Origin of the sequence: Lentzea sp. (genome assembly GCF_036380075.1) — a bacterium.
Classification (GTDB): Bacteria; Actinomycetota; Actinomycetes; order Mycobacteriales; family Pseudonocardiaceae; genus Lentzea.
The window spans coordinates 1-23358 of record NZ_DASVFL010000055.1 but is presented as its reverse complement, the minus strand read 5'-3'; the positions used below and the strand labels follow the sequence as shown (position 1 = coordinate 23358).

Annotated in this window: 26 protein-coding genes and 1 pseudogene; 14 read left to right on the top strand and 13 right to left on the bottom strand. The window is 71.3% G+C overall.

Annotated features, from left to right (window positions below; translation table 11 throughout):
* The first annotated feature begins 92 nt into the window (after window positions 1–92).
* Entirely contained in the window at window positions 93–824 is a 732-nt protein-coding gene (locus tag VF330_RS06645; protein ID WP_330850610.1) for an SDR family NAD(P)-dependent oxidoreductase, read from the top strand.
* Here the strand turns inward: VF330_RS06645 and VF330_RS06640 are convergent.
* The gene (locus tag VF330_RS06640; protein WP_330850609.1) at window positions 778–1785 is read right to left on the bottom strand and encodes a hypothetical protein; all 1008 of its coding nucleotides are present in this window, start codon (window positions 1783–1785) and stop codon (window positions 778–780) included. The genes VF330_RS06645 and VF330_RS06640 overlap by 47 nt on opposite strands.
* Window positions 1786–1874: 89 nt before the next feature.
* Window positions 1875–2975, bottom strand: a complete 1101-nt coding sequence (locus tag VF330_RS06635; protein WP_330850608.1) for a UDP-N-acetylmuramate dehydrogenase — start codon at window positions 2973–2975, stop codon at window positions 1875–1877.
* Here VF330_RS06635 and VF330_RS06630 point away from each other — a divergent pair.
* The 4 genes from VF330_RS06630 to purU are packed head-to-tail and all read left to right on the top strand — an operon-like array spanning window position 2974 to window position 5871.
* Complete coding sequence (locus tag VF330_RS06630) at window positions 2974–3462, top strand: DUF2505 domain-containing protein (RefSeq protein WP_330850607.1); 489 nt, start codon at window positions 2974–2976, stop codon at window positions 3460–3462. The two genes, VF330_RS06635 and VF330_RS06630, sit on opposite strands and share 2 nt — an antisense overlap.
* Window positions 3441–4247, top strand: coding sequence for a class I SAM-dependent methyltransferase (locus VF330_RS06625; protein ID WP_330850606.1), 807 nt, complete (start codon window positions 3441–3443; stop codon window positions 4245–4247). Before VF330_RS06630 ends, VF330_RS06625 begins: the two co-directional genes overlap by 22 nt.
* A gap of 9 nt (window positions 4248–4256) precedes the next feature.
* Window positions 4257–4982: a maleylpyruvate isomerase N-terminal domain-containing protein gene (locus VF330_RS06620; protein WP_330850605.1), complete on the top strand. Its 726-nt coding sequence runs from the start codon at window positions 4257–4259 to the stop codon at window positions 4980–4982.
* 37 nt (window positions 4983–5019) lie between these two features.
* A complete protein-coding gene (gene purU, locus VF330_RS06615; protein WP_330850604.1) occupies window positions 5020–5871 on the top strand; it encodes a formyltetrahydrofolate deformylase in 852 nt (283 codons plus the stop codon).
* Between the two features lie 41 nt (window positions 5872–5912).
* On the opposite strand, the gene VF330_RS06610 is transcribed toward purU, so the two are convergent.
* Window positions 5913–6887 (bottom strand): aminotransferase class III-fold pyridoxal phosphate-dependent enzyme, encoded by a 975-nt coding sequence (locus VF330_RS06610; RefSeq protein WP_330850603.1) that lies wholly within the window; start codon window positions 6885–6887, stop codon window positions 5913–5915.
* 128 nt (window positions 6888–7015) lie between these two features.
* Here VF330_RS06610 and VF330_RS06605 point away from each other — a divergent pair, with 128 nt between their 5' ends.
* Window positions 7016–8083: a hypothetical protein gene (locus tag VF330_RS06605; protein WP_330850602.1), complete on the top strand. Its 1068-nt coding sequence runs from the start codon at window positions 7016–7018 to the stop codon at window positions 8081–8083.
* On the opposite strand, the gene VF330_RS06600 is transcribed toward VF330_RS06605, so the two are convergent.
* Window positions 8060–8620: a YbaK/EbsC family protein gene (locus VF330_RS06600; protein WP_330850601.1), complete on the bottom strand. Its 561-nt coding sequence runs from the start codon at window positions 8618–8620 to the stop codon at window positions 8060–8062. The genes VF330_RS06605 and VF330_RS06600 overlap by 24 nt on opposite strands.
* Window positions 8621–8693: 73 nt before the next feature.
* On the opposite strand from VF330_RS06600, the gene VF330_RS06595 reads away from it, so the two are divergent.
* Complete coding sequence (locus VF330_RS06595; RefSeq protein ID WP_330850600.1) at window positions 8694–9452, top strand: MerR family transcriptional regulator; 759 nt, start codon at window positions 8694–8696, stop codon at window positions 9450–9452.
* 32 nt (window positions 9453–9484) lie between these two features.
* On the opposite strand, the gene VF330_RS06590 is transcribed toward VF330_RS06595, so the two are convergent.
* The 5 genes from VF330_RS06590 to VF330_RS06570 form a co-directional block, all read right to left on the bottom strand.
* Window positions 9485–10036 (bottom strand): type 1 glutamine amidotransferase domain-containing protein, encoded by a 552-nt coding sequence (locus VF330_RS06590; protein ID WP_330850599.1) that lies wholly within the window; start codon window positions 10034–10036, stop codon window positions 9485–9487.
* Window positions 10037–10045: 9 nt separating this feature from the next.
* Window positions 10046–10702, bottom strand: a complete 657-nt coding sequence (locus tag VF330_RS06585; RefSeq protein ID WP_330850598.1) for an alpha/beta hydrolase — start codon at window positions 10700–10702, stop codon at window positions 10046–10048.
* Window positions 10699–10995, bottom strand: coding sequence for a DUF2516 family protein (locus VF330_RS06580; RefSeq protein ID WP_330850630.1), 297 nt, complete (start codon window positions 10993–10995; stop codon window positions 10699–10701). Before VF330_RS06580 ends, VF330_RS06585 begins: the two co-directional genes overlap by 4 nt.
* 108 nt (window positions 10996–11103) lie before the next feature.
* Window positions 11104–11763, bottom strand: coding sequence for a hypothetical protein (locus VF330_RS06575; protein ID WP_330850597.1), 660 nt, complete (start codon window positions 11761–11763; stop codon window positions 11104–11106).
* 5 nt (window positions 11764–11768) lie between these two features.
* A complete protein-coding gene (locus VF330_RS06570) occupies window positions 11769–12146 on the bottom strand; it encodes a helix-turn-helix domain-containing protein (RefSeq protein WP_330850596.1) in 378 nt (125 codons plus the stop codon).
* 117 nt (window positions 12147–12263) lie between these two features.
* Here VF330_RS06570 and VF330_RS06565 point away from each other — a divergent pair, with 117 nt between their 5' ends.
* Window positions 12264–13349: a methyltransferase domain-containing protein gene (locus tag VF330_RS06565; protein WP_330850595.1), complete on the top strand. Its 1086-nt coding sequence runs from the start codon at window positions 12264–12266 to the stop codon at window positions 13347–13349.
* 72 nt (window positions 13350–13421) lie between these two features.
* On the top strand, window positions 13422–15449 hold the full coding sequence (locus VF330_RS06560) for a hypothetical protein (protein ID WP_330850594.1): 2028 nt from the start codon (window positions 13422–13424) through the stop codon (window positions 15447–15449).
* On the opposite strand, the gene VF330_RS06555 is transcribed toward VF330_RS06560, so the two are convergent.
* The 3 genes from VF330_RS06555 to VF330_RS06545 are packed head-to-tail and all read right to left on the bottom strand — an operon-like array spanning window position 15385 to window position 18817.
* Complete coding sequence (locus VF330_RS06555; RefSeq protein WP_330850593.1) at window positions 15385–17625, bottom strand: FtsX-like permease family protein; 2241 nt, start codon at window positions 17623–17625, stop codon at window positions 15385–15387. The two genes, VF330_RS06560 and VF330_RS06555, sit on opposite strands and share 65 nt — an antisense overlap.
* Window positions 17622–18296: an ABC transporter ATP-binding protein gene (locus tag VF330_RS06550; RefSeq protein ID WP_330850592.1), complete on the bottom strand. Its 675-nt coding sequence runs from the start codon at window positions 18294–18296 to the stop codon at window positions 17622–17624. Before VF330_RS06550 ends, VF330_RS06555 begins: the two co-directional genes overlap by 4 nt.
* Window positions 18293–18817, bottom strand: a complete 525-nt coding sequence (locus VF330_RS06545) for a PadR family transcriptional regulator (RefSeq protein WP_330850591.1) — start codon at window positions 18815–18817, stop codon at window positions 18293–18295. Before VF330_RS06545 ends, VF330_RS06550 begins: the two co-directional genes overlap by 4 nt.
* Before the next feature lie 86 nt (window positions 18818–18903).
* Here VF330_RS06545 and VF330_RS06540 point away from each other — a divergent pair, with 86 nt between their 5' ends.
* The gene (locus VF330_RS06540) at window positions 18904–19395 is read left to right on the top strand and encodes a CGNR zinc finger domain-containing protein (protein WP_330850590.1); all 492 of its coding nucleotides are present in this window, start codon (window positions 18904–18906) and stop codon (window positions 19393–19395) included.
* Here VF330_RS06540 and VF330_RS06535 read toward each other — a convergent pair.
* Entirely contained in the window at window positions 19368–20615 is a 1248-nt protein-coding gene (locus VF330_RS06535; RefSeq protein WP_414675347.1) for a DUF445 domain-containing protein, read from the bottom strand. The two genes, VF330_RS06540 and VF330_RS06535, sit on opposite strands and share 28 nt — an antisense overlap.
* 29 nt (window positions 20616–20644) lie before the next feature.
* Here VF330_RS06535 and VF330_RS06530 point away from each other — a divergent pair, with 29 nt between their 5' ends.
* The 4 genes and pseudogenes from VF330_RS06530 to VF330_RS06515 form a co-directional block, all read left to right on the top strand.
* Window positions 20645–21808: a pyridoxal phosphate-dependent aminotransferase gene (locus VF330_RS06530; RefSeq protein WP_330850589.1), complete on the top strand. Its 1164-nt coding sequence runs from the start codon at window positions 20645–20647 to the stop codon at window positions 21806–21808.
* Window positions 21809–21904: 96 nt separating this feature from the next.
* On the top strand, window positions 21905–22435 hold the full coding sequence (locus tag VF330_RS06525) for a sigma-70 family RNA polymerase sigma factor (protein WP_330850588.1): 531 nt from the start codon (window positions 21905–21907) through the stop codon (window positions 22433–22435).
* Window positions 22432–22788: a hypothetical protein gene (locus tag VF330_RS06520; RefSeq protein ID WP_330850587.1), complete on the top strand. Its 357-nt coding sequence runs from the start codon at window positions 22432–22434 to the stop codon at window positions 22786–22788. The genes VF330_RS06525 and VF330_RS06520 overlap by 4 nt, the downstream gene beginning before the upstream one ends.
* Window positions 22785–23358 (top strand): annotated as a pseudogene (locus VF330_RS06515) (hypothetical protein); the annotation flags it as partial. The gene VF330_RS06520 and the pseudogene VF330_RS06515, both read left to right, overlap by 4 nt.

Genomic DNA, 23358 nt, shown 5'->3' with positions numbered 1-23358 from the left:
GGTTTCGACCTCCCACAGACAGGACGTCCAGCACGACGGGATGGTGCGGGTGACGTCGGTCACACGCGGACCGGCCGCCTACGATCGGGGTCGTGAATCGACCTGTCGCAGTAGTGACCGGAGCTAGCGCGGGCATCGGCGAGGCCACCGCGCGGCGGTTGGCCGCCGAGGGGTTCCACGTCGTGCTCGGCGCACGTCGTCTGGACCTCCTCCACGTTATCGCGAAGGAGATCGACGGGACGGCCATCGAGCTGGACGTCACCGACGAATCCTCCGTCGCCGCCTTCGCCGACCGAGTACCCCACGCGAACGTGCTCGTGAACAACGCGGGCGGCGCGCGCGGTCTGTCGACCGTCGCCGAGGGCAGTCCGCAGGAATGGCGCTGGATGTGGGAGGCGAACGTCCTCGGAACCCTGCTGGTCACGAAGGCCTTCATCCCGAAGCTGATCGCCTCCGGCGACGGGCACGTCGTGTCCGTGACTTCCGTCGCAGCACGCGACGCCTACGACAACGGCTCCGGCTACACGAGCGCCAAGCACGCGCAGTCGGCGCTGCACCGGACGCTGCGCGGCGAGCTGCTCGGCCAGCCGGTGCGGGTCACCGAGGTCCTGCCGGGCATGGTCGAGACCGAGTTCTCCGCCAACCGGTTCGGCGGCGACACCGAACGCGCGGCCAAGGTCTACGAGGGCCTCACGCCGCTCACCGCCGACGACGTGGCGGACGTCATCGCGTTCGCGGTCACCCGGCCGTCGCACGTGAACCTGGACGAGATCGTGCTCAAGCCCCGCGCGCAGGCCTCCGCGACTCGGGTGCACCGGGTGTGACCAGGTCCACGTCGAGCTGGCGCAGGACGGGCTCGATGGGGTTCGCGAACCCCGTCGAGCCGCTGCCGGCCACGTAGAGGCCGACGACCCGGTTGTCCGCGTCCACGAGCACCGCGCCGCTGTCGCCGTGGTCGCCGAAGCGTTCCGACGAGTGGACGCGGATCTGGTCGCGCAACGTCCGGACGCCCAGGCCGCCGCCGAAGTCGAGCCGCACGGTCGCGTCGACCGACTCGACCACCCCGTGCGTGAGCTCGGTGGTGCGGCCGCGTTTGCGCACGGTGGACCCGATCTCGGCCCGCGCGCTGCCGGTGATCGCGCCGATGTCGACGACCTCCGCGCGGAACGGCCTGGCGCCCATCCGCAGCCCGGCGGCGGACACCGGGCCCGCGAGCGCCGCGCGGTCCAGCACCGCGACGACGTCCGCGCCGGGCACCCCACCGTCCACTCTGGACGGATGCACGAACTCGTCGCCCACCGCCCAGGAGTCGTCGACGCAGCCGACGTGGAACGTGGTGAGCCCCAGCACCTTCCCGCACCCGTCGCGGGTGACGGCGAACGCGCCGAGCGTGCCCGCGATCACGTACTCGCCGGCCTTCGGCACCTCCGGCGGCACGACCCGGAACGACCGGGCGGGCCCGATGCCGATGCCGCCGCGCAGCACCGGATGCCGTTCCACCGCAACGAATCCCGTGGCGCGGGTGACCATCGCGCGGTGCAGCACGATCGACTCGGCGACGACGTCGGTCGGCACTCCGCCGACCTCCACCGGGATCTGCCGCGGGTGGCCGGGTCCCTTGGCGCACACGTAGACGACGATCGCGGCCCTGCCGGTCGGCACGCCCGCGGTGACCTTCTCGCCGATGTCGACGCCGATGACTCCCGGCCGGGAGAGGAACTCGTCCTCCACCATCCGCTTGACCGGCCTGATGGCCGCTCGCGCGTTCTCATCGAGGTAGCTCATGGCGACCTCCGTTCCCTCTACCTCAATGAAACACGTGGGGTAGCGGTTCGTCACATGGAGTCACCTGTTCGGCCCTCGGGCCGGGAGGCTCACATCCGGACGCCGACGAAGACCGGTTCCGGGTGCAGCTCCACCCCGAACGCCGACCGCACGCCGTCGCGCACCTCGCGCGCCAGGTCGAGCAGGTCCTCGGTGGAGGCGCCGCCGCGGTTGGTGAGCGCGAGGGTGTGCTTGCCGGACAACGACACCCGGCCGCCGGGACCCTGGTGTCCCTTGCGGAACCCGGCGCGTTCGATCAGCCACGCGGCGGAGAGCTTCCGCTGGCCGTGGCCCGCCGGGTAGCTCGGCACGTCGACGTCGGAGCCGAGGCGTTCGGCGATGCGGATCAGCACGCCCGCGAACGTCGAGTCGTCGACGATCGGGTTGGTGAAGAACGAGCCTGCGCTCCACGTGTCGTGGTCGGCGGGGTCGAGCACCATGCCCTTGCCGCGGCGCAGCTCCAGGACGGCCTTGCGGGCCTCGTCCGCGGGAACGCGATCCCCTTGCGCCACACCGAGAACGCGCGCCAGCTCGCCGTAGCGGATCGGCGCCGACATGCCGCCCGCGGTCAGCGAGAACCGGGTGCGCAGCACGACGGCGTTGTCGGTGCCCTTCAACGTGCTGGTGCGGTAGTCGAGGCCGAGCTTCGCGGCGGGCACCTGGTGCACCTTGCCGCTGCGGCGGTCGAGGATGTCGACCGACTGGAGCACCTGGGAGATCTCGACGCCGTACGCGCCGACGTTCTGCACGGGCGTGGCGCCGTTGAGGCCGGGGATGCCCGACAGGCACTCCAGGCCGCCGAGCCCCTGCGCGACCGCCTCGGCGACGACCGCGTCCCACTCCTCGCCGGCCTCGACGGTGAACTGGACGATGCCGCCGCCCAGCGGGTCGAGCCGGAAACCCTTGGTGGCGACGTGCACGACCGTGCCGTCGAAGCCCCCGTCGGAGATCACGAGGTTGGACCCACCACCGAGCACGAGCACCTTCTCGTCGGCGGCGGCGTCGGCTGTTCGCACGGCTTCGACCAGCTCGGAGGCGGTCGTGGCGTGGACGAACCGCGCGGCAGGCCCACCGAGTCGGAGCGTCGTGCGCTCGGCCAGGGGTACGGACTGCGTGGTGGTCACAGACGTCAACGGTAGCCTCCGCGACATGGCACGCCGCATCGAGCACCACACCACGTCACCCCGTTCGGCGGACGAGGTCTTCGCCGCCATGGTCGACGAGACCTACCTGCGGGACCGGCTGGCCGCCATCGGCGGCACGAACGCCGCGCTGGTGTCGTTCGACAAGACCGACGAGCGGACGTCGTACCAGCTCAAGCAGGGCGTGCCCGCCGAGCACCTGCCGTCGGCGGTCAAGGCGGCACTGGGCGGCGACCTGGTGATCCAGCGCACGGAGACGTGGGCCGCGGGCGCCGGCACGGTCGAGGTGGCCGTCAACGGCGTGCCCGGCCGGCTCGAGGGCGCGTTCACCGTCCTGCCAGAGGGCGCCGGTTCCAAGACCACCCTCACGGGGGAGGTCAAGGTCAGCATCCCGCTGCTGGGCGGCAAGCTCGAGAAGCTGATCGCGGAGCAGGTCGCCGTGCTGCTCGACAAGGAGAGCGAGTTCACCTCCGAATGGCTCGCAAACCGCGGCTAGCGGCCGGCCGGGCCCGCGCGCTCGGCCTGCCGACGCGCGGCACGACCAACCCGAACCGCCTGCGCAGGGTCGACCGCTGGATGACCGGCACGCTGGCGTCGTTCCTCGCCTCGGCCGCCGACCCGCTCGTGGTGGACCTCGGGTACGGCGCCACGCCTGTCACCACCGTCGAGATGGCCGCGCGGCTGCGGGTCGTCCGCCCCGACGTGCGCGTGCTCGGGCTGGAGATCGACCAGGACCGGGTGGACGCGGGCAAGGCCGTCGCCGCTCCGCCCTTCCTGGACTTCCGGCGCGGCGGGTTCGAGCTGGCGGGCGCGCGGCCGGTGTTGTTGCGCGCCTTCAACGTGCTGCGCCAGTACACCGAGGAGCAGGCGTTCGAGGCGTGGGACACCATGCTGTCGCGGATGGCTCCCGGCGGGCTGGTCGTCGAGGGCACGTGCGACGAGATCGGCCGCCGGTGCACGTGGGTGACGCTGTCGGCCGACGGGCCCCAGACCTTCACGCTGGCGCTCAAGCCGTCCGCGGTCGAGACGCCGTCGGACGTCGCCGAGCGGCTGCCGAAGGCCCTGATCCACAAGAACGTCCCCGGCGAGCGCGTGCACGCGCTGCTGGCCGAGCTGGACGCGTGCTGGGCGACCGCGGCTCCGTTCGCGCCGTTCGGTCCCCGTGCGCGGTGGGTGGAGTCGGTGCGGTTGCTGGTGGAACGCGGCTGGCCGGTGCTCGACGACCGGCGGCGGTGGCGGCTCGGCGAAATCACGCTCGAATGGGCGGCCGTCGCGCCCTAGGGTGGTTTCGTGGACTTCGTCGCGGAGATCGAGAAGCAGGCTTCGGCGTTGCGTTCGGCCGCTGTGCAGGCCGGACCGGACGCCGCCGTCCCGTCGTGTCCGAAGTGGACGGTGCTGGACCTGGTGCGGCACATCGGCGAGGTGCACGCGTGGGCGGCGGAGGCCGTCGTCACCGCGCCCGACGCTGGCCGTCCCGGCTGGGTGCAGGCGCCCGAGGGGTGGGACGAGGCGCTCTCCTGGTGGGACGACGCGGCCGGCCTGCTCGTCTCCCGGCTCCGCTCGGTATCGCCCGACAGCCCGGCGTGGACGTTCCAGGGCTCGCAGGTCGCCGCCTTCTGGGCGCGCCGGCAGGCGCACGAGACTGCGGTCCACCGCCTCGACGCGGAGCTCGCGACCGGTCACGAACCGCCGACGCTGCTGTTCGACCCGGAGTTCGCCGCCGACGGCGTCGACGAGCACCTGACCGTGATGGTGCCCCGCCAGCTGGTGCGCGGCCAGGTCGTCGAGAGGACCGGGCGGCTGGTCGTGCACGCCGCGGACGCCGGCCGCACCTGGCAGGTCTGGCTGGCGGCCGGTGAGCCCGTCGTCGTGACGGACGTGCTGGACTCGGCCGTGGACGCGGACACGACCGTCGCGGGCACCGCCGACGCGGTCTACCGCGCGCTGTGGGGCCGGCCGAGTCACGCGATCGTGACGGGCGACGCGTCGTTGTTGGCGGCGCTGCCGAAGGCGTGAATACTCCTGCTGCGTGTCATCGCCTGAACGTCGCTATGTGATCACCTTCGGCTGCCCGGACCGCACCGGCATCATCGCGAGGATCTCGTCCTTCCTCGCGGACAACGGCGGCTGGATCGTCGAGGCCGCCTACCACACCGATCCCGGTACGGGCTGGTTCTTCACCCGCCAGGAAGTGCGGGCGGACTCGCTGCCGTTCGGCGTGGACGAGCTGCGCGCGCGGTTCGGCGAGGTGGCGGCGTCGCTGGGTGCGCAGTCGACGTGGACGGTGACCGACACGGGGTCGCGCAAGCGCGTGGTGATCCTCGTGTCGAAGGAGGGCCACTGCCTGTACGACCTGCTGGCGCGGGTCGCGACCGGTGAGCTCGACGTCGAGGTGTCCGCCGTCATCGGCAACCACCCCGAGCTGGGCGACATCACGCGCGCGCACGGCATCCCGTTCCACCACGTGCGGTTCCCGGTGAACGACCCCGAGGGCAAGCAGGCGGCGTTCGCCCAGCTGCGCCTGCTGGTGGAGAAGCACGACCCGCACGCCGTGGTGCTGGCGCGCTTCATGCAGATCCTGCCGCCGGAGCTGTGCGCGGCCTGGGCCGGCCGCACGATCAACATCCACCACAGCTTCCTGCCGTCGTTCATCGGCGCCCGCCCGTACCACCAGGCGCACCGCCGCGGCGTGAAGCTGGTCGGCGCCACCTGCCACTACGTGACGGCCGACCTGGACGCCGGGCCGATCATCGAGCAGGACGTGCTGCGCGTGCACCACGGCGACTCGGTGGCGGACATGGTCCGCAAGGGGCGCGACATCGAGAAGGTGGTGCTGGCGCGCGGGCTGCGGTGGCACCTGGAGGACCGCGTGCTGGTGCACGGCAACCAGACGGTGATCTTCTGAGCCCGGTGGGGCGCACCCGCCGCGGCGCGCCCCACCGGACGTCAGATCTTGTTCGCCGCCCTGCCCACGGCCTCCACCATCCACCCGGCGTCGGCCGCCGACATGACCGCGGGCGGCGTGAAGCTGACGGTCCGCCCGCGGAAGTCGGCGAGCACCCGCAGCCGCAGCAGCTCGCCGGTGAACACGTCGGCCGCCTTCTTGTCCGGCAGCTCGACACCGAGCAGCAGACCGCGCCCGGTGGCGTGGGCCTTGCCGGCGACCACGGCCCGCAGGCCGTACAGGAGCTCGTCGCCCAGCAGCTTGGCCCGTTCGACCAGGCCCTCGGAGGCGATGACGCGCAGGCAGGCGTTGACGGCGGCGGAGGCCAGCGGCGACACGGCGTCGTGGCCGCGCCACAGCGGCACCTCGACGGCCGCGGAGGCGACGACGGCGGCGATCGGCAGGACTCCGCCGGACAGGCCCTCGCCGACCAGCAGGATGTCGGGCGTCACCTCGTCGAGGTCGGCGCCCCACCAGACGCCCAGCCGGCCCAGGCCCGAGCGGGTCTCGTCGACCACCAGCAGTGCGCCCTGCTCGCGGCACACCTCGGCCACGGCCTTGAGGTAGCCGTTGGGAGGCAGCGAGACGCCGCGGACCGGTTCGACCATCACGCACGCGGGTGGTCCGGCAGCGAGAGTGGCGCGCAACGAGTCGATGCCGCCGTACGGGACGTCGCCCGTCGTCAGGACGCGTGGGCGGCCGTTGGCCTGTGCGAGGGCCACGGCGAACTGGGCGGCCTCGGAGGCCGAGGCGAAGGTGTGGACGTGGTCCAGGCCGTGGGGCGTGACCAGGTCGAGCATCAGGCGGTCCAGCAGGGACGGCCTGCGCACCTGGCCGACCACGGCACGCACGACCTCGGGGTGGGCGTGGCCCAGCAGCGGGACTCCGTAGCCACCGCAGTCCAGGTACTCGACGCGGTGGGGGTCCACCACTCGGGCACCACGGGCGGCGCAGCCGGTCAGCTGTTCGACAACCATTGCGGGGAACCTTTCTGGGCAGAGCGGCCCGCGGGGCCGCTCGTCGGGGTGGCGAGCGGACCTGTGGTTCCCACCAGTGATTCGGATACCGGGCCCCGTTGGTTCGCCCGAGGCTTAGTCTTTTTCCCGTGCGGATCGAAATCACCGGCCACGACCAGCTTCGGGCACAGCCCGACCTGCGCAAAGCCGTCATCATCGGACTGGACCTCACCCGCGAGGACGTGCGGGTGCCGTTGGACGGCGCCCTGTTCCTCGGCTGCACGCTCGGCGAGAGCATGCAGCGGCGGGCGGAGGCCGCGGGAGCGTTGATCTTCCCGGTGATCCCCGACCTGCCCTACGACGTGTACCGGTCGTCGCTCTACACGCCGGCGGAGCTGTTCGAGGGCTTCGACCCGGCGAACCCGGCGTCGTACGCGGACACCCCGGACGCGGTGATCTACCGCCACAGCAAGCGCCAGGGCCACCACCCCGACCCGTTGCACGCGCTAGCCGAACGCCTGCACGACCACTCGATCACCGAGGCCCTCGACGAGGTGCTCACGGGCTCGCCGGTGGCGGTCATGGGAGGCCACGCGCTGGCCAGGGGCTCGGACGGCTACCGCAACGCCGTCGAGCTGGGTGCCGCGCTCGGCAAGTCCGGCTTCACCGTCCTGACCGGCGGCGGACCGGGCGCGATGGAGGCCGTGCCGCTGGGCGTGCGCCTCGGCTCCCCCGACACCGAGGTCCTGCGCGACATCGCCAAGGCCCCGTCGTTCGGCAGCGACGACGAGTCGATCGGCCGCTGGCTGGCGGCGTTCCCGGAGCTGCCGCACTTCGACATCCCGCGCACGATCGGCATCCCGACCTGGTTCTACGGCCACGAGCCGCCCAACCCGGCCTGCGAGCTGCACGCGAAGTACTTCGCGAACTCGGTGCGCGAGGAGGGCCTGCTGACCGTCGCGACCGGCGGCATCGTCTACACGCCGGGCAAGGCGGGCACGGTCCAGGAGGTCTTCCAGGACTTCACGCAGAACTACTACGGCAGCGTCGGCCCGGCCGCGCCCATGGTGTTCCTCGGCAAGGCGTTCTGGACCGACGAGGTCCCGGCCGCGCCGCTCGTGCAGAAGCTGGCGGCGGGCCGGGAGGCCGAGCAGTGGATCCTCGTGACGGACGACGTCGACGAGGCGATCGAGCTACTGGTCAAGTACGCGGGCTAGATCCGGCAGGACCTCGGCGCCGGGCAGGTTCATCAGCACGTCGACGGGGATCAGGATCTTGCTGCCGCGGATGCCGCTGCCCACGATCAGCTCGGGGGCGGCGGCCACCTCGGGCGACACGAGGATCGGCCAGTCCGCGGGCACGCCGATGGGCGTGATGCCGCCGTACTCCATGCCGGTCAACGCCACGGCCTCGTCCATCGGCGCGAACGACGCCTTGCGCGCGTCGAGCCGCTTGCGGATGACCCCGTTCACGTCGGCGCGCATGGTCGCGAGGACCATGCAGGCCGCGTAACGGACCACGTCACCGCGCTTGCCGGCGACGACGACGCAGTTCGCCGAGGCGGCGAGGGGCGAGCCGTAGTGCGCGCAGAACTCGGCGGTGTCCGCGAGCGAGGCGTCGATCTCGGCGACGGCGACGCGGTCGGCACCGTCCAAGACCTTCAGAGCTGCCTCGACGGGCGCAGGCACCAGATCAAGGCGAGAAAGCACTGGTTGGGGGTCCAACGACCCGGCGATGGTCCACACGGGATCCATACTCTCAAACTCGCTTTGACTTTGACGCTGCGTCAACCCCTACCGTCGTTTCCAGAGCGCGAAGGGAGCCGACATGGCCTGGTCGATCGCCCAGGTGGCCCGGATGTCCAAGGTGACGTCCAGGACGCTGCGGCACTACGACTCGATCGGGCTGCTGCCACCGGCCTGGATCGGTGACAACGGCTACCGCTACTACGAGAAGGAGCAGGTCCACCGCCTGCAGCAGATCCTGCTGCTGCGCGACCTGGGCCTGGGCCTCGACGTGGTGGCACGGATGTTGAACGGCACGGACCAGCTCACGGTCCTGCGCGACCACCACCGGTGGCTGCAGGACGAGAAGCAGCGGCTGGACCGGCTCGCCAACACCGTCGCGCGGACCATCGCCGAACTGGAAGGAGGGGACGAGGTGAAGATGGAGGAGCTGTTCGACGGCTTCGACGCCAAGGAGCAGGAGCGGCACGAGGCGGAGCTCGTCGAACGCTACGGCGAGGGTGCGAGGGAGCACATCGCCGAGAGCCGCCAGAAGATGCAGGGCTGGAAGCGGGCCGACGCGGACCGGTTCATGGCCGAGTGGCGCGACATCGCCGAGAAGCTCGGCGGCCTGTACACCGCGGGTTCGGCGGTCGACGCTCCCGAGACGCAGGAGCAGATCGACCGCCACTACCGCTGGATCTGCCTGAGCTGGACGCCCAACCGGGAGTCCTACTCGGGGCTGGGCGACCTCTACGTCGACTCGGACGAGTTCCGGGCCAACTTCGAGGTCGAAGGCGGCGGCAACATGGCCGAGTGGACCCGTGACGCCATGAAGCACTACGCCCGGACGCGCCTCTAGGAGAGAACGGTGCCGGGAGCTGCAGATCCCGGTTACTCGGAGAGACCGAACGCCTTCAGGGCCTCGCGGTTGAACGCCGGCAGGTCGTCGGGGTTGCGGGAGGTCACGAGCGTCCACCCGTTCATGTCGCAGACCCGGACCTCCTGGTCGGCCCAGTCGCCGCCCGCGTTGCGGACGTCGGTCTGCAGGCTCGGGAACGAAGTCAGCATCTTGCCGCGCACCACGTCCGCCTCGACCAGCAGCCACGGGCCGTGGCAGATCGACGCGACCGGCTTGCCCGCCGCCACCAGGGCCTTCACCAGCGCCACGGCGTCGGAGTCCATCCTGAGGAAGTCGGCATTGGCCACGCCGCCTGGAATGACGGCGCCGTCGTAGTCGTCGGCGGACGCGTCGGCGAAGGTGCCGTCCACGGGGAACGAGTCCGCGGGCGTGAGGTGGTGGAAGCCCTTCACCTCGCCGAGCTTCGGCGCGAGCAGGCGGGGAACGCCACCGGCCTTCTCGACGTGCTGCCACGGGTCGGTGAGCTCGACCTGCTCGATGCCCTCCATGTCCACCAGGAACGCGATCTTCTTCTGTTCAGCCATGCACTCCGGCTACCCGCCGAAGAACGACGTCAACCTGTGGCGGATCTCCGTGCGGTGGGTGATCATCGGCGCGGGCGAGTCGACCAGCCACAGCTCACCGGCGGGGAACGCGGCGGCGGTCTCCTCCGCCACGTCCTCGGGGTGCAGCGGGTCGCCGACCGCCCCGATGACCAGCACTGGAACCGTCACGGCGCTCAGCACCGACGCGTCCGCGACGGCGACCTGGCCCGGCAGCTGCGAGGCCGCGGCCTCCAGGCGGGACAACGCGGCACGGCGTTCGGCGACGTAGGCGGGAGGTCCGACCGTCAGGTCGGAGAGCTGCTGCAACGTGAACGACGGACGCGGCCGGTCCAGAACCGCGGGCAGCAGCAGGGCCACGCGGTGAAAACGATCGGGTTCGGCGGACAGCACCCTGACCAACGCCCCGGCTCCCAGCGAGACACCGACGGCCTGGTCAGCGGGAACGGACGTCAGATCCGCCGCGATCCGGCCGTAGTCCCAGTAGCCGGGCGGCGCGTCGGGGGCGTCCCCGTGCGACGGCAGCGTCACGACGACGCGCGTTCCCGGCAGCCCGGAGGCGGGGATGCGCGCCTCGCCGGGCGTGGCGCCGAGCCCGTGGGCGACCAGGGTCACCGGCGAGCCGGAGCCGTAGGACCGCGTGATCACCAGCGGGGGCCGCCGCGCTGCACCTCGATCAGCTTGGGGCGCACGTCCACCATGTACACGAGCACGGCGACCAGGCCGGCCAGCCAGAAGATCGACCCGATGCCACCCGGTGAGAACAACAGCATCGCCGCCGTCCCACCACCGGTGATGCCCAGCCAGGCGGGCTTGGTCATGCGCTCGATCGCGGTGTAGGCGTCCACCTTCTGGGTCAGCGCGTGGAAGAACGCGAACAACCCCAGGACGGTGAACCCGAGGTCGAGCACGAAGTACACGAAGCCGTCGAGGTACCAGATGCTGAAGGGCGGGATTACGAACACGCACCCAGACTACGTGCCGGTACGGCGAGAGGGGAGCGGTCCGTTCGGACCGCTCCCCTCTCGGAGGAAAACCTCAGACCCGAATCACTTGGTGGTGTTCGGCGTGGTCTTCTTCGCAGCGGTGGTGGTGCTGCGGGTCGTGGTGGCCGGCTTGCGCGGCGCGGTGCGGTTCGCGGCCTTGCGGGTCGTGCTGCGCACCTCGTGCGCGGCCTCGCCACCGACCTCGACGATCTCCTCGGCCAGCCTCTCGGCGCCGTCCTCGACCTGGTTGGCGACCTTCTCGCCGACCGAACGGGTGCGGCGGGTCACCTTGCCGAGGACGTCGTCGGCGAGCACCTTTGCGTCGGCGGCGGCGGTCTCGGCGCGCTTCTGCGCGACACCGACGGCCTGCTCGACCTGCTCCACGGCCTGCTTGACCTGCGGCTGGGCCTTGATCTGCTCCAGCGTCTGCTCGCCCTGCTCCGCGAGGTAGGTGTACAGGTTCACCGCGGACGCGGTGTAGGCGTCGACGAGCTTCTTCAGCTCGGCCGGCTGCAGCTTCTCGCGCAGGCCGTCCAGCTCGGCGGGCAGGTCCTTGGCCTGGGTGCGGGCCTCGTCGGCGCGCTCCTTGGCCTTGGTCAGGGCCTCGACCACGGCCTTGGCGGCGAGGTCACCGGCGCCGAGCGCGGCGAGAAGGGCCTGGCGCGCGGCGTGGGCGCCCTGCTCGGCGGCCTTGCGGACGTCGTCCTGGGTGAGCTTCGGCATGGAGATCACTCCTCTGAGTTCTTGGCGGCGTTCTCCCGCCTGAAAGATTCGTAGACGTCGAGCAGCACCTGCTTCTGCCGCTCGGTCAGATCGGTCGCGGCGACGATGGCGTCCGCCAGCGCACCGCCTTCGCGCTGCTGGAGGATCCCGGCTTCGACGTAGAGCGCCTCCGCCGAGATGCGCAGCCCCTTGGCGATCTGCTGGAGGATCTCCGCGCTGGGCTTGCGCAGTCCTCGCTCGATCTGGCTCAAGTAGGGGTTGGAGACACCCGCCTGCTTCGCCAGCTCCCGCAAGGAGATCTTGGCGGTGTTGCGCTGCTCGCGGATGTACTCACCGATGTTGCGGCCGAGGTCCGCGACTGCTTTGTCGATGGACTTGTCCACTGTTCCCGCTCCCGTTCCTCTGCCACCGACCACGTTAGCGAGGGGTGCTAGCAGTTGCAAGCACTCTGCTAGCAGCAGCTGCGTGGGCTCCGCCACAGGACTACCGTGACGGGTGACATGGACGACGCCGGAGCCCTGCGGGCCGAGCTGGCGGACCACCTGCTCGGCGACGGCGTGCTGCACGACTCCCGGTGGCTCAAGGCTTTCCGCGCCGTTCCCCGGCACGAGTTCCTGCCGCACTTCTACCGCCAGCTCCACGACGGCGACTGGGAACGCGTCACCGCGGCACACCCGGACTGGTTGGAACTGGTCTACGCCGACCGGGTCTGGGTTACCCAGTTCGACGGCGACGACACGGTGACCGGAGGCACACCGACGTGCTCGTCCAGCATGCCGACGATCATGGCGATCATGCTGGCGGCGCTCGACGTCCACAGAGGACAGTCGGTGCTGGAGGTCGGCACCGGCACGGGCTACAACGCGGCACTGCTGTGCCACGTGGCGGGTTCCGCGAACGTGACGACGGTCGACGTCGACTCGAACCTCTCGCGACGGGCGCGCGAACGACTGCACCGCAACGGTTTCGAGCCGACGTGCGTCACGGGCGACGGCGCTCTCGGCCATCCGGGGCGCGCACCGTACGACCGCGTGCTGGCGACGTGCTCCGTCTCGGCGATCCCGTCCGCCTGGCTGGAGCAGACCCGGCCCGGCGGCCTGGTCGTCACGACGCTGCACCGCCCGATCGGCGCCGGGCTCGTGCTGGTCTCGTCGAACGGCGACGGCACCGGCGAGGGCCGCGTCCTGGCCGAGGACGGGCGTTTCATGCCGCTGCGCGCACACGCCCACCCACCCGCGCTCGCCGGCGAGGGCGAGTTCGCCGGCGAGGGCGAGTTCGACCGCCGCAGGACGACGCTCCCTTTCGCGACCGCGACCGACCCGGCCAGTCCGTTCGAGTTCTTCGCCGGGATCGCGCTGTCCGGCGTCGTCGCGGGCCAGGACCGGTTGGCCCATTCGGACGGGTCCTGGGTGTACCACCACGGCTCGCACGTCGACCAGGGCGGTCCGCGCCGGCTGTGGGACGCGGCCGAAGCGGCCGTCGAGCAGTGGCGTGACCTGGGCGAACCTCGTCGGCAGGACTTCGGGGTCAGCATCCGGCACGACGGCCAGTTCCTGACTTTCGGTGATCTGCACTGGCATCTGTGATCAACAACTGAACGTCACGACACGGGTCACTGAATCGACCCGGGGTGCAAGCGGTGCGTCATGATTCGACGCATGTCCCGATTCCGTCAGCAGGCGTTGCTGACCGGCTGCGTGCTGACCGCGCTGCTCACCGCGGCGGGTCTGTTCGTCACCGACCACGGCATCGACCCGCACCTGTGGCTGATCGCGCTCGCGCTGGCGTTCCTGGGTCTGCTGGCGCTGCTCGACCCGTGGCTCCGGCGCAGGCACAACGCCGCGCTGAGCACGGACGAGCACCTCGACGCCGCGTGCCGTGCGCTCGCCGTCGGTCTGCAGTCGCAGTGGAACGAGGAGGTGCGGTCGCGCGGCCTCGTCGAACCCGACCTGCTCGACCTGCACTGGACGGCCCCCGAGCTGGACGTGAGCGACGGGCGCACCGCCCCGCCGGGACGCAGCGACGCGGTCGTCGGCGCGTTCGAACGGCAGCCCAACCACCGCCTGGTGGTCATCGGCGACGCGGGCACCGGCAAGTCGACCGTCGCGATGCTGCTGACGTGCGGCCTGCTCGACCGCTACGACGGCGGCATGGTGCCCGTCCTGCTGCCGCTGTCGACGTGGAACCCCGCGGTCGAGGACATCCGCACGTGGCTCACCCGGCGGCTGTACGAGGACCACCCGGCGCTGCGCAACACCGAGCTGTACGGCAGCTACGCCGGCGACCTGCTGGTCGAGCAACGCCTCGTGCTGCCGGTGCTCGACGGCCTGGACGACCTGCCAGGCCACCAGCGCGCGGACGCGCTGGCCCGCATCGTCAAGGCGTTCCCCGCGAACCGGCCGCTGGTGCTGACCTGCCGCACGGCCGAGTTCGCGCAGGCGGTCCACGCCGCCGGTGCCGTGCCGGGCGCGGACGTCGTCGAACTGGCACCGCTCGACCTGGAGGAGGTCGCCGCCCACCTGCGCTCCACCGCCGACAGCCGGGGCGCGGCGCGGTGGGAGCCGGTGTTCATCCAGCTGCGCGAGGAACCGGACGGCCGGCTCGCGGAGGCGTTGTCCACGCCGCTCACGATGTGGCTCGCCAGCATGGTCTACGCCGACAGCGAGGCCGAACCGACGGAACTGCTCGACCGCGGCCGCTTCCCCGACGCGCGGGCGATCTCCGACCACCTCTGCGACGAGCTGGTCTCGCGGGCGTTCGGCAACAGGGCGTTCGCGCACCACGCCGGTGCCTCGCAGGTGTGGCCGCGGGACAAGGCGCGCAAGTGGCTCGAGTTCCTCGCCCACGAGATGCGCGACCGCGGCATCCGCGAACTGGCCTGGTGGGAGCTGCGCCGGTCGGTCGGCAGCACGTGGCTCGCGGTGCTCGGCGCCGTCGTGCTGGGCGCGATCGGCGGGTTCGGCGTCGCCTGGCTGATGGCCTACTCGATCACGCCGAAGCTCGCGCCCATCACGGGTCTGGTCGCCGGCGTCGCCGTCGGCGCGGCCGCCCTGACTGCCTCGCACGAGCGCAAAGCCAAGTCACGACTGGGGATCTGGCGCAGTCTGCTGCTCGTCCCCGGCGTCGTGGGACTGGCCGGCGGACTGGTTTTCGGTGCCCTGTACGGACTCGCGGCCGGGCTCGTCGTCGGACTCGGCCTCGCCGTGGCGATCGCGCTGCGGTTCGCGTTGACGAGCGCCGCCGAGCTCTCGCAGGCCTCCAGTCCTCTGTGGACGATGGCGCGCGACCGGATCGCGGTGTGGACCGGGTCCCTGGTGCTGGCGGTGGTCTTCGGTTCCGCGGCGGCACTGGTGTTCGGCCCCGGCCAGACCGGGATGGTCGGGCTCGGGCTCGCGTCGGGGCTGATGCTCGGGTTCGCGCTCGCCGTGCTGCACCTGCGCTGGTGGTGGTTCACCGTCGCGCGGATCTGGCTGGCGCTGCGCGGGAAGCTGCCCTGGGAGCTGATGGTGTTCCTGGAGGACTCGCGCAAGCTCGGCGTGCTCTGCCGGGCGGGGGCCTGCTACCAGTTCCGGCACGGGCTGGTGCAGGACCGCCTGGCAGAGCACGAGGTGACGAGCAGGACTACTCGGTCCGCAGGCCCAGCGCTCCGGTCGCCCTTCTCAGCGAGGGCAGCGTCAGAGCGGTGACCGCGAGGGTCAGGCCGGTCATGACCGCCGTCATGAGGCCGATCCCCGCCCAGTCGAACGCGATCTCGGACCCGAAGACCCGCATCACCAGCACGCCGAGCCCGATGCCGGTGGCGAGCGACACGACCGTCGCGAGCGCGAGCGGCAGGGCGTTCTGCCAGAGCAACGACCTCGCGAGCGTGCCGCGCGGCACCCCGCTCGCCGCCATCACCGCGAGCGGCCTGCGCCGTTCCCGCACCTGCTCGAGCGCCACGACCAGCAACGACCCGGCCGCGACGAGCAGCGTCAGGAACGCACCGGCGAGCAGCGCGCGGCGGACCACGCCGAACGCCTGCTCCGCCTCCGAGGTGCCGTCCTGGCCCGTGAAGTAGCTGCTCACCCGCCAGCCGTAGCCCGCCAGGGCGTTGCGCGCGTGCTCGGCGGCGTCGGGCAGCTCGCGGTCGATCTCGGCGAGGTACTCGGTCCGCGCCGGCGTGAGACCGCGGGCCGCCGCCGGGGTCAGCACCAGGCCCTGCCGGGAACCCCTGATCGTCTCCACCGCGGGCACGGTCCACTTCTCGCCGGACTTCCGCACGGTCAGGACGTCGCCCTGCCGCGGGTTCCGGTTGCCGCCCGCGAACGGGACGACGTAGGCCTTGCCGTCGGTGCAGTCCGGGACGATCGACTGGACGGCCAGCGCCGCGCACGAACCGATGACGACCGGGACGTACGGGTCGTCGCCGATCTGCCCGGTGACCTCGTCGATCCGGTGGACGCGGGTCACGCCGGTGCTCTTCTCCAGGGTCGCGACGAGAGCGCCGGGGTCCACGTCCGCCAGCGGGTTCGGGGAGACGTTGAGGTAGCGGTAGTTCGCTTCCTGCTTCTGCTCGGCCCGCACCTCCTGCTCGACTCCGGCCAGCATCATCTGCAGCGTCACGGTGCCCGCGAGCACGACGGCGACACCGCCGACGACACGGGCCGCCGTGCCGCTGTCGAGCTGCAGTCGGCGCACGGCGAGCTGCAGCGCCGGCGTGCGGCCGCGCATCCGAAAGACGACGCGTTCGACCAGCCACGGCAGCACCATCGGGATGCCGAGCATGAGCAGCACCACGCCGGCCACCACCGGCATCGTGCCGGGCTTGGTGGTCGAGGTGAGCCTGCCGACCTGGCTGCCCAGCAGCACCACCCCGGCCGCGACCGGCACGAGGCGCCACCAGATCCGGCGCCGCACCGGTTTCTGGTCCCGCACCACGCCCAGCGGTTCGATGATCGTCCGGCGCATCGCGAAGAGCGACGTGACCACCGCGAGGACCGGCACGGCGAGCACCACCGTGAGCGTCAGCGCGACCGTCGGCGTGACGTCGGACGGGAACGCGGACAGCTGCCGGATGCTGATCCGGTCGACCGCCGGCCGGATCGCGAAGAACACCCCGAAGCCGACGACCAGCCCGGCGGCCGCACCGGCCAGCGCCTCACCGGACGCGATCAGCCGCACGCGGCTCGCCGCCGCTCCCACCAGGCGCAGCGCGGCCAGCCTGCGGTCGCGCTGCGCCGCCGACAGCCGGGTGGCGACGCCGACGAACACGAGCACCGGGAACAGCAGCACCACCAGGCCGACGACGCTGAGCATCCACATCAGCGGGTCGACCGACCCGCTGTTGAGCGTGACGCCCCAGCTCCGGACGACGTTGGTCTCCTCGTCCGCCACGAGCGAGTCGTCGCCGGCGTAGAACAGCAGCTCGCCGGGGTTGAGCAGGCCCGCCTGGCCGATCGTGCCGACGACCCGCTGCGGGAAGCGCGGCTTCAGCAGCTCCACGCCGGGTGCCGCCAGCAGGTCGGCGAGCGCGGGCGACACGAAGATCTCGCCGTTCCCCGGCACCCTGGGAATCCCGGGCGGCGGGGGCGCGTCCGGCGTGAGCGCCTTGAGGTACGAGCCGAGGATGTAGTCGTTGCGGAACGCGTGCCCCTGCCGGTCCGCCAGCAGCAGCACCGGTCCGCTGCCCTCGGACACCGGGTTCCGCGCGTCTTCCCGGACGTCCTGCGCCTCGACCACGCTCGGCACCGCGGCCGCGAACAGCAGCAACGCCACGCCCAGCCCGATGCCCAGGCCCTGGAGCAGGAGCCTCACCCACGACTTCCGGCTGCCCCCGACGGCCAGCCGGACCCCGAGCGCGAGGTCTGCGATCGTGCGGTTCACCGTGCGAACTCCACGTCCCGTGAACGCCCATCGCGCACGACGACCTCACGGTCGGAGTAGGCGGCGACGCGCGGTTCGTGGGTGACGAGCACGACGGCGGCACCCGTCTCGCGGGCCGCGGTCGTGAGCAGGTGCATGACGCGTTCGCCGTTGAGCGAGTCGAGCGCGCCGGTCGGTTCGTCGGCGAAGATCACCTTCGGCGCGGTGACCAGGGCGCGGGCGACCGCGACGCGTTGCCCCTGACCTCCGGACGTCTCGCCGGGGCGCTGGTCGGCGACTCCGTCGACCTCCAGCCGGGTGAGCCAGTCCGTCGCGGCCAGTTCGGCGTCCTTGCGCTTCAAACCGCTCAGGCGCAGCGGCAACGCGACGTTCTCCAGGCAGGTCAGCTCCGGCACGAGCTGGCCGAACTGGAAGACGAACCCGAACTCGGTGCGCCGCAGCTCGCTGCGGGCGCCGTCGTTCATCGCCGTCAGGTCCCGGTCGCCGTAGTGCACCGTGCCCTCGTCCGGCGGGAGGATGCCCGCGAGGCAGTGCAGCAGCGTGGACTTGCCGGAGCCCGACGGTCCCATCACCGCGACCACCTCGCCCTCGCGGACGGAGATGCCGGCGCCGTCGAGCGCGCGGGTCTTGCCGAACGACTTGGTCAGGCCCTCGGCCCTCAACAGGCTCATCGCGTGACCTCCACGGCCAGCTGGTCCAGGCGGGCGGCGGTCAGTTCGAGCCACCGCAGGTCGGCTTCGAGGTGGAACAGGGCGAAGTCGCAGATGAGCTGGTCGGCGAGGTCTCCGTCGACCTTGCGCCTGGTCAGCCCGCGCATCGTGGCGAGGTGCGCCGACCGTTGCGCGTCGAGCACCTCGGTGGCGCTGCGGCCGGAGAGCAGGGCCAGCACGACCTTCGCGTACAGCGTGTTCTGCAGGTACGGCTCGGGCTTCTCCGGCGTGCCGAGCCAGCGTTCCACATCAGTGACCCCGGCATCGGTGATGGCGTAGCGCTTGCGTTCCGGGCCGTCGCCGGCCTCCACGCCCGCCTCGGTGACGAAGCCGTTCTTCAGCAGTCGCGACAGGGTCGAGTACACCTGCCCGTAGTGCAGGGGCCGGTCCTGACCGAAGCGTTCGTCGTAGGCGCGCTTGAGGTCGTAACCGTGCCGTGGACCGCCCTCGAGCAGCCCCAACAGTGCGTGTCCGATCGACATGGCGAGCACTATACACACGAGGTATACACCGGGTGTATTCCTCGAACGCGCTGACGGGCAACCGCCGTGGCGCCTACAGTGGTGGGGTGACTGGTCTGACTGTCGGCTGGGATCACGACGTCGAGCTGCTGCTCGACTTCCTGAACACTCGACACGTACTGGACAGTGAAGCCTCCTGGCGCGCGTGGGTGACCGAGCGCGGCCTCGGGCGGAGCAGCGAGATCGAGCAGGCGCGCGCGGCCCGTGCGGCCCTGAGGTCGTCCATCGAGGGGTCGTCGGGACCGCAGACGGCCGCCGGCGTGGTGCACATCGAGCTCACCGACGGCGTCCCGGTGCTGTCGAGCTCGGACGCGCTGGGCGCGGTGCTGGCCGCCTCGGCCCGGCTCGCGGTACTGGGCTCCTGGGAACGCTTCAAGATCTGTCCCGCCGAGGACTGCGGGCGCGCGTTCTTCGACCGTTCGCGCAACCGCTCGCGCACCTGGTGCTCGATGCGGGTGTGCGGCAACCGCGAGAAGGCGCGGACGTTCCGAAAACGAAGCCGCGCGTCGTCTCAGAACAGCACGTTGGCCACGGTGTAGATCACCAGGCCGGCGAGCGCGCCGACCACGGTCCCGTTGATTCGGATGAACTGCAGGTCCCTGCCGACCTGCAGCTCGATCTTGCGCGAGGTCTCCTCGGCGTCCCAGCGCTCGACCGTGTCGGTGATGAGCGTGGTGATCTCCCCGCGGTAGTTGCTCACGACGTACCCGGCGGCCTGCTCCAGCCACCCGTCGACCTTGGCGCGCAGCTTCGGGTCGTCGGTCAGGTTCGTGCCGAGCGTGACCAGGCCCTGCGTGACGCGCCTGCGCAGCTCGCTGGACGGGTCCTCGGCGGCGTCGATGAGCATCTTCTTGGCCGTGCCCCACGCGCTGCTGATCAGCTTCTGCACGTCCGGGTGGTTGATCACCTGCTGCTTGACCTGCTCGGCCTTCTGCATGGTCGACGGGTCGGTCTGCATGTCGCTCGAGAACTCGATCAGGAACTGGTCCACGGCGAGCCGCATCGGGTGGTTGACATCGGTCTTCACCGCCCACGCGAAGTTGACGAGCTCGGTGTAGACCTTGTCGCCGAGCAGCGAGTCGACGAACTTGGGCGACCACGTGGGCGCGCGGTCGGAGACGATGAGGCTGACCTTGTCGTGGTTGTCGCGCACCCACTCGTACGCGCGGTCGCACATGAGGTCGACGAGCTTGTGGTGCGCGCCGTCGGTGAGCACCTGGTTGAGCAGCTTGCCCAGCGGCGGCCCCCACGGCTTCGCGGTGACCCGCTTGACGATCGCCTGCTCGACGACGGCCTGGACCACGTCGTCCTTGAGCACGGTGATCGCGCCCTTGAGGACGTTGGCCATCTCGGTGGTGACCCGCTCGGCGTTCTCCGGCTGCTTGAGCCACGCCCCAGCGCGTTCGGCGATCCCCGCCCGGCGCAGCTTGTCCTGCACGACCTCGGGGCTGAGGAAGTTGACGCCTACGAAGTCGCCGAGCGTCTTGCCGAACATGTTCTTGCGCTCGGGGATGATCGCGGTGTGCGGGATCGGCAGGCCGAGAGGGCGCCTGAACAGGGCCGTCACGGCGAACCAGTCGGCGAGGGCGCCGACCATGCCGGCCTCGGCGGCGGCCCGCACGTACCCGACCCAGGCACCTTCGAAGGCGTGCGTGCCGAAGAAGATGACCGTCGCGCCCACGAGGAAGCTCGTGGCGACGAGCTTCATCTTGCGCAGGTCCGTGCGCTTCTGCTGGTCAGCGGCGGTCAGTTGCTCCACACGACCATTGTCCGTGAAGATCCTGAGTTGTGCGGGTACCAGCGCTAGTTCCCCGGTTGCAGCCGTTCACGTCGACCATCTTCGCGGAGATGACGGCGCTGGCCGTGCAGCACGACGCCGTCAACCTCGGTCAGGGCTTCCCCGACACCGACGGTCCGGAGTCGATGCTCGCGGCGGCCCAGTCCGCGATCGGATCGGGGGTCAACCAGTACCCGCCCGGTCCCGGCATGCCGGTGCTGCGCCGGGCCGTCGCCGCCCACCGGTCGCGCTACGGGCTCTCCCACGACCCGGACACCGAGGTGCTGGTCACGGTCGGTGCCACCGAGGCCATCGCGGCCTCGTTGCTGGCGCTGGTCGAGGCCGGTGACGAGGTCATCCTCATCGAGCCGTACTACGACTCCTACGCCGCCTCGGTGGCGATGGCCGGGGCCTCGCGGGTGTCCGTCGGGCTGCGCGAGGACGCGTCGGGGCGGCTGGCGTTGGACGTCGACGCGTTGCGCGCCGCCGTGACGCCCAGGACGCGGGCGATCCTGGTGAACTCGCCGCACAACCCGACCGGGACCGTCTTCCGCTTGGAGGAGCTCCAAGCGATCGCGGCGCTGTGCGTCGAGCACGACCTGCTGGCGATCACCGACGAGGTCTACGAGCACCTGGTGTTCGACGGGCTCGTGCACATCCCGCTGGCCTCGCTGCCGGGGATGGCGCAGCGCACGCTGTCGATCTCCGGCGCCGGCAAGACGTTCAACTGCACCGGCTGGAAGATCGGCTGGGTGTGCGGGCCGGCCGAGCTGGTCGGCGCGGTGCGCGCGGCCAAGCAGTTCATGACCTTCGTGGGCGGGGCTCCGTTCCAGCCCGCCGTCGCGCACGCCCTGACCGCCGAGCTGGACTGGGTGTCGTCGTTGCGCGACTCCCTCGCGTCGAAGCGCGCGCGTCTGGCCGAGGGGCTTCGTGCGGCTGGTTTCGAGGTCCGGTCGTCGGAGGGCACGTACTTCATCTGTGCCGACGTCCGGCCGTTGGGCTACACGGACGGACTGGCGTTGTGCCGCGACCTGCCCGCCAAGATCGGCGTCACCGCGGTGCCCGTCCAGGTGTTCACGGACCACCCGGACGACTGGAAGCACCTGATCCGGTTCGCGTTCTGCAAGCAGGACGCGGTGATCGACGAGGCCGTGGAGCGCCTCCACAAGCTGTAGTTGTCCACAAGTGTGGACGAGTTCCTCCACACCTGTGGACAAACCACTTTCGGGTGAGCGCGGGAGCGGCTGAGCCGGGGTTCGACTCCAAATGGCATGGACTCGAACACAGAGGTTCTCGTCGGCTGGCGGTCCGGCTCGTGCGGCTGGGACGTCCTGGTCGAGCGCTATTCCAGACTGGTCTGGTCGGTGCCCAGATCGTTCCGCCTGAGCCACGCGGACGCGGCCGACGTCTACCAGTGCACGTGGCTCAGCCTGGCCGAACACCTCTCCCGCATCCGGCAGCCGGAGGCGCTGGGCGTGTGGCTGGTCCGTACCGCCACCCGTCAGTCGATCGCCGTGCTGCGCACCCGAGGTCGCGAGGTGTCGTACGACCTGTGGGAGCCGGAGTCGACGCTGCCCACCCCGGACGAGGTGGCCGTCACCACCGATCGGCAGCGCCGGCTGTGGAGCGCGCTGATGACGTTGAACGAACGTTGCCAGCGGCTCCTGCGCATAGCTGCCCACAGCCCGGAACTGAGTTATGCACAGGTTGCCGACGCCCTGGGGATGAAGGTGGGGAACGTCGGGTCGACCCGCAGCCGGTGCCTGGCGGAGCTGCGCCGGAAGGTGGAGGCGCTGCGATGAGGGACCCGTTGCTCGACGAGCTCGCCGACCTGTTCCACACCGACGCCCCGCCGCCCGTCCTCACCCCGCGCCCCACCGGATTCGCTGCCATGGAGCCGGTCCAAGAACCGGTGCGCGGTCCGTCCCGCCAGCTCGTCTTCCACGTCGGCGCCGGCCGCCTCCACCTCCAGCTCGACTCCCCGCACCTGACCGGGCTGCTGGACGAGGTCGTCCCCGTCGAGGTCCGCACCCCGAGCTCGACCCGGTCGCTCCAGCCGGACGCCGAGGGCTGGTTCCGCGCCGAGGTCCCGCCCGGACCGGTGTGCGTGACCGTGCCCGGGCTCGGCCTGACGACGGGGTGGTTCGTCGCGTGAGCGCCAGCGCCGACCCGCGCGCCACCATCTCCCTGACCGAGGTCCGCGGCACGAAAGCCCAGCGTGCGGACGCGTTGCACGACCTCAGCATCGCCCACGTCGAGCTCGGCCACCTCGACGTCGCCGCCCGGCTCGCGCGGCGCGGGTTGCGGCTCGTCGGGCAGGCGCGGTTCCACCTCACGCTCGCGTGGATCGAGCTCGACCGCGGGCGGCGCGAGCAGAGTCTGCGGCACCTCGACCTGGCCACGCCGCACCTGCGCGGCCGGGAGCTGTCCAGGGCCCGGTGCCTGCGTGGGCTGCACCTGGCGGCCGAGCCGCGGCTGGCGATCGCGGAACTGACGGCGGTGATCAGGGAGCTCAAGAGGTACGGCGACGAGCGGTGGCTGGCGAACGCGCTGGTCGGACGCGGGATCGCCCGCTGCAACGCCGGTCAGCTCGCCAGGGCGGAGGCCGACTTCCTGGCCGCGCAGACGGTGCTGCTGGCCATCGGCGAGCCGGGGCGGGCGGCGATGTGCCTGCACAACAGGGGGTTCGTCGCGATGCTCGCCGGCGACCTCCCGCTCGCGCTCC

Excerpts from the sequence above, each read along its gene's own strand:
- VF330_RS06640 (WP_330850609.1), bottom strand. The coding sequence starts at position 1,785 with ATGAGCTACCTCGATGAGAACGCGCGAGCGGCCATCAGGCCGGTCAAG.
- VF330_RS06630 (WP_330850607.1), top strand. The coding sequence starts at position 2,974 with ATGGCACGCCGCATCGAGCACCACACCACGTCACCCCGTTCGGCGGAC.
- VF330_RS06635 (WP_330850608.1), bottom strand. The coding sequence starts at position 2,975 with ATGTCGCGGAGGCTACCGTTGACGTCTGTGACCACCACGCAGTCCGTA.
- VF330_RS06625 (WP_330850606.1), top strand. The coding sequence starts at position 3,441 with ATGGCTCGCAAACCGCGGCTAGCGGCCGGCCGGGCCCGCGCGCTCGGC.
- VF330_RS06610 (WP_330850603.1), bottom strand. The coding sequence starts at position 6,887 with ATGGTTGTCGAACAGCTGACCGGCTGCGCCGCCCGTGGTGCCCGAGTG.
- VF330_RS06600 (WP_330850601.1), bottom strand. The coding sequence starts at position 8,620 with ATGGATCCCGTGTGGACCATCGCCGGGTCGTTGGACCCCCAACCAGTG.
- VF330_RS06595 (WP_330850600.1), top strand. The coding sequence starts at position 8,694 with ATGGCCTGGTCGATCGCCCAGGTGGCCCGGATGTCCAAGGTGACGTCC.
- VF330_RS06590 (WP_330850599.1), bottom strand. The coding sequence starts at position 10,036 with ATGGCTGAACAGAAGAAGATCGCGTTCCTGGTGGACATGGAGGGCATC.
- VF330_RS06575 (WP_330850597.1), bottom strand. The coding sequence starts at position 11,763 with ATGCCGAAGCTCACCCAGGACGACGTCCGCAAGGCCGCCGAGCAGGGC.
- VF330_RS06565 (WP_330850595.1), top strand. The coding sequence starts at position 12,264 with ATGGACGACGCCGGAGCCCTGCGGGCCGAGCTGGCGGACCACCTGCTC.
- VF330_RS06560 (WP_330850594.1), top strand. The coding sequence starts at position 13,422 with ATGTCCCGATTCCGTCAGCAGGCGTTGCTGACCGGCTGCGTGCTGACC.
- VF330_RS06550 (WP_330850592.1), bottom strand. The coding sequence starts at position 18,296 with ATGAGCCTGTTGAGGGCCGAGGGCCTGACCAAGTCGTTCGGCAAGACC.
- VF330_RS06545 (WP_330850591.1), bottom strand. The coding sequence starts at position 18,817 with ATGTCGATCGGACACGCACTGTTGGGGCTGCTCGAGGGCGGTCCACGG.
- VF330_RS06525 (WP_330850588.1), top strand. The coding sequence starts at position 21,905 with ATGGACTCGAACACAGAGGTTCTCGTCGGCTGGCGGTCCGGCTCGTGC.
- VF330_RS06520 (WP_330850587.1), top strand. The coding sequence starts at position 22,432 with ATGAGGGACCCGTTGCTCGACGAGCTCGCCGACCTGTTCCACACCGAC.